A 3892-nucleotide genomic window follows, 5' to 3' on the forward strand; every position below is an offset into this window, starting at 1 on the left:
GTCCAAGACGGGCTATAGAGCCCATCCCACAATTATGTGTAAATTATTTAATTCGCGATCCTTAGTGCAGTTGCGGTAGTCACCGCAGGTGGGAATTTCCGATATCATAGAATATAAGACTCTAGTTTGCAGAGAATCTAAATCAGTGCTAAAAACCCCGGGATCAGTGAAAGTTATTTATCAAAAAAGTCAGTATGAATCAAGTTAAAAAAACTACAACCAAACTGAATAGATCGCCAGTGAAAGTATCCGAAGGCACTTGGCAACTCGGTAAGCTTCCCCCGATCGACCCCTCTGAGGAGATGACTGATGCGCGAGGTTTGAGAGAACTCAGTCAGGACGACCAGTTGAGGGGAATCGCCGGGACAGCGGAAACCACAGGCCTCCGGGTTGAGACCAAAACCGCTCGGGCCCGATCGCCAGTGGCTTCGATCCCCTTTGCCAAGTGGCTGCTAGAGCGTTTGACTCGATCGAAAGGTTGGGTGGCACTTGTCACCCTAGGAGCAGTTTGGGGGTTGTGGAACAGTCAGCTACTGTTTTCGACAGGGGTGGGGATCGCAGCGATGATACTGGTTTACCGAGGAAAGTCGCGGGAGTGGCAATTGCTGCGATCGCTCGTCGAGCAATTTTGGGAGAGTCCGAACCGCCGGTTTGTGTTAGCGGTGGGCAGCGGCGGCATTGCTACCTTGGGCGCTTACATGAGTTTGGCGATTTGGGCGGACTCCGAGAGCCACTGGATGGCTGTGAGTGCGATTTTGCAAAACTTGGGGACGATCGCGATTGCAGGGCTGTTGCTGCAGCAAGCGCTGAGTTGGGGGGTCTCAAAAGATGAAGCGGCGCTCGATCGCATCCTGGCAGATTTGACCGATGCTGACCCCGTTAAGCGTTTGATTGCAGTGCGGCAAATGACCGATTTGGTGAATAACAGTGGGTTTGGCCGTCGGAGTTCTGTCAAAAGTTTGTTAGCGAAGCCCGCCCCTAGGGGGACTTGGCCAAGGAAGACGATAGCCCTAACCCGCGCTGCCGAGTGCTTTCGCCTAATGCTGAGTCGAGAACCGGAAGCTTTAGTCCGCAACGCCATTCTCGAAGGTTTGCAGACGTGGGACGATACCTGCCGAATGACTTCAAAATCCAAAAATAAAGTCATCGACTATTAGCTGACCGTCAAAAGCATAAAAAGTAATTCGATGAATATTCGGGGCTTTGACGCGCAGGGGAGCGCAGGGGGCGATCGGAGAATTAGATCCCGCTAGATTTGGTGCAGGCATTTCATCCTGAACAATTGGGTTCCCGTCGATGTCGCAAGCAGATAAAACAGTTCGCCGGGAACTGGTGACAAGTCCTGACACGCTGCGAACTGGATGCTTGAAAGTTACTTCTATCAATCCGCTTTTGGGCGCTCCCATTAACACTGTTTTCCCAGAATCGGTTAAAAATGCTGGGTTTGAAGGTTGGATGGCGACGGCATTGCTAAAAGTCATCCCCCAATGTGCAAACTGGTGTTCTACTACTTCAAAGCATTTCAAGTCTTCTAAAGCTAGGCGGACGATCGCCGGTACGGTGGCGCGCGATCGCACCTCTAACCCTGCGCCCGATCGTTCTGGAGTGGCGACTAAAGACTTTTTGCCGTTTAAATCCATACTTCGACAGGCAGTATCAAATTCTGCAAACCCGTCCGATTGAAGACTTTGTGCGTCAACCATAAAACCCTCGCGATCCCGTTTCCTGAGCAGTTGCATTTTTACTAGATCTCCTGGAAATTGCTTGTTTCTGGTGTTTTGGAATTTATAACGGCCTTGCTTTGGAAATTGCCCAACCTGCAAAGCCGGAATCGAAAACCGATCCCCTGCCGACAACAAGGACTTTCGACCTCAAAATCCACTGCTACGCAAAATATGGTAATTAATTATTCGTGATTGGCGATCGGCAGCAAACCTGCCACCGTCCTGAAAGCGAAATTGAATACTCCTGCTTTCGGGGTTGGCGAACCCACTCGGTTTTGTTGAGGGGTCTCACCCATCATTTTGATATTATCTCCGATCGACGTAAGGCAAGCAAGGGTGAGGATCGCTACACAGCCGAACTCCCAAAAATCGCAAAACTTAGTTGCTGTCTGTAGTTTCAGGCTTCATTTGTACTAAAATAGATTGAAATCAATACTTAATCTTTACAAAAACTCCACTAGCTTTGCAAGTTTTTTAAACAGAAACTGGGCTGGGGAGGAAAATCTAAAATCTAATAGCGATTGAGGTTTATTTATGCTTGTGCCCGTCGGCTTCGGTCAGCGATCGATAATTACTTCTCTCGGCAGAATGGTATACTACACTGCCGAAAAAATGCCTTGGCTAGAATTGCCGCCATCAGAACCGGAAAACAAACCGAATTTGGTATTTTTTCACGGTTTTGGGGGCGGGTCTAGTGCCTACGAATGGTCGAAAGTTTATCCGGCTTTTGCCAGCGAATATCGAATTTTAGCACCGGATTTAATCGGTTGGGGGCGATCGGAACATCCGCAGAGAAATTATCAGGTTGAAGATTATATCACTACAGTGATTGAATTTCTGGAAAAAACTTGTGGCAGTCCGACGGATGTGATAGCTTCTTCTCTGACTGGGGCGATCGCGATTCGAGCGGCGATCGCCCGCCCAGAGCTCTTCAAATCGCTGATTTTGACAATACCCAGCGGTTTGTCGGACTTCGGACAAAATTACGGCAGCAGTTTCTTCGCTAAGCTAGTCAACACCCCGATTTTAGACCGTTTGCTCTACAGTACCGCGATCGCCACAGACGGTGGCATCCGCAGCTTCCTAGAACAGCGCCAATTTGCCGATTCGCGGCGCGTTTACCAAGAAATTGTCGATGCTTATTTGGAATCTGCCTTGGAACCAAATGCAGAATATGCCGCCCTGTCTTTTGTGCGGGGAGATTTGTGCTTTGATTTGTCGCTGTACATCACTGGGTTAACAACGCCGACAGCGATTATTTGGGGAGAAAAATCGCAGTTTACCGGCCCGGATATCGGCCAGCGGTTGGCCAATCTCAACCCCGAAGCAATCAAAATTTTTCAATCTCTGGAAAATGTGGGTTTGACTCCGCAGTTGGAAATTCCGGCTGTGACTGTTGGCTTAATTCGACAATATTTAAGGTTGCTTTCCCAAGGGTGAAGGAAGAAGGAAGAAGGAAGAAGGAAGAAGGAATATGAATTCCCTCTTCCCCCTTCCCCATTAGCAATGACTAATGACTAATAACTAATGACTATTATTTGACTCGCACATCAATGACGCTGGCATTGAAAATGTATTTTTTACCTTCAAGTTCTAGGGTAGTGCCAATTTTTACTTTGGTATTCCCTAAAACCGGGCCGTTTTCAGTAATTTGACCTTTTCCTTCTAGGGTAAACATCATATTTCTGCTGAAAGATTCCTCTTCTCGGGGATCGGGGAGAGCTTTGAGGGTACCGTTGGGCTGGGGAACTGCTAGGGTTCTGGTGATAGTTTTGACGGATTTGATTGTAATCTGACCGGAGGGCTGATTGCGGATAACTACGTTGATTTTATCGCCAGCTTTGAACAACTCTGGAAAGTTCGTGCCTTTAAGTCCGATCGCAATTGCATCAATCTCTACAGGTTTAACACTAGGGCCGCCGACTTGGGCGACGGAACCGCCTGATGTGCCTGGAAAAAAGAAGATACCGACTGCAACTAGCAGCACAATCATTGCCGCACCTACATCTAGAATGCTGAGTTTGCCGAACAGCCGGCCTTGAGAATCTAAAATTTTCATAAATCGCCTATAAACGGACAGCGACAGGAGTATCTGTACAAGCCAAAAGATATTACCACAACGATCGCCCAAAATCCGCAGGACTTGAAGAGCGGGGGATGGGGTGATG

General features: G+C 48.3%; 4 protein-coding genes. 2 read left to right on the forward strand and 2 right to left on the reverse strand.

Features of this window, described 5'->3' with window-relative positions; all coding sequences use genetic code 11:
• Positions 1–194 precede the first annotated feature (194 nt).
• Entirely contained in the window at positions 195–1157 is a 963-nt protein-coding gene (locus IQ270_RS28880; protein WP_193976550.1) for a hypothetical protein, read from the forward strand.
• On the opposite strand, the gene IQ270_RS28885 is transcribed toward IQ270_RS28880, so the two are convergent.
• Positions 1125–1739: a hypothetical protein gene (locus tag IQ270_RS28885; protein WP_193976551.1), complete on the reverse strand. Its 615-nt coding sequence runs from the start codon at positions 1737–1739 to the stop codon at positions 1125–1127. The genes IQ270_RS28880 and IQ270_RS28885 overlap by 33 nt on opposite strands.
• Before the next feature lie 519 nt (positions 1740–2258).
• Here IQ270_RS28885 and IQ270_RS28890 point away from each other — a divergent pair.
• Positions 2259–3164: an alpha/beta fold hydrolase gene (locus IQ270_RS28890; RefSeq protein ID WP_193976552.1), complete on the forward strand. Its 906-nt coding sequence runs from the start codon at positions 2259–2261 to the stop codon at positions 3162–3164.
• A gap of 94 nt (positions 3165–3258) precedes the next feature.
• Here IQ270_RS28890 and IQ270_RS28895 read toward each other — a convergent pair whose 3' ends face one another.
• Positions 3259–3783 (reverse strand): DUF4330 domain-containing protein, encoded by a 525-nt coding sequence (locus IQ270_RS28895; RefSeq protein WP_193976553.1) that lies wholly within the window; start codon positions 3781–3783, stop codon positions 3259–3261.
• Positions 3784–3892 lie beyond the last annotated feature (109 nt).

Origin of the sequence: Microcoleus sp. LEGE 07076 (genome assembly GCF_015207455.1) — a bacterium.
GTDB lineage: Bacteria > Cyanobacteriota > Cyanobacteriia > Cyanobacteriales > Microcoleaceae > Microcoleus.

What these genes read in the sequence shown, in the direction of transcription:
- IQ270_RS28880 (WP_193976550.1), top strand. Translation starts at nt 195, where the DNA reads ATGAATCAAGTTAAAAAAACTACAACCAAACTGAATAGATCGCCAGTG.
- IQ270_RS28885 (WP_193976551.1), bottom strand. Translation starts at nt 1,739, where the DNA reads ATGCAACTGCTCAGGAAACGGGATCGCGAGGGTTTTATGGTTGACGCA.
- IQ270_RS28890 (WP_193976552.1), top strand. Translation starts at nt 2,259, where the DNA reads ATGCTTGTGCCCGTCGGCTTCGGTCAGCGATCGATAATTACTTCTCTC.
- IQ270_RS28895 (WP_193976553.1), bottom strand. Translation starts at nt 3,783, where the DNA reads ATGAAAATTTTAGATTCTCAAGGCCGGCTGTTCGGCAAACTCAGCATT.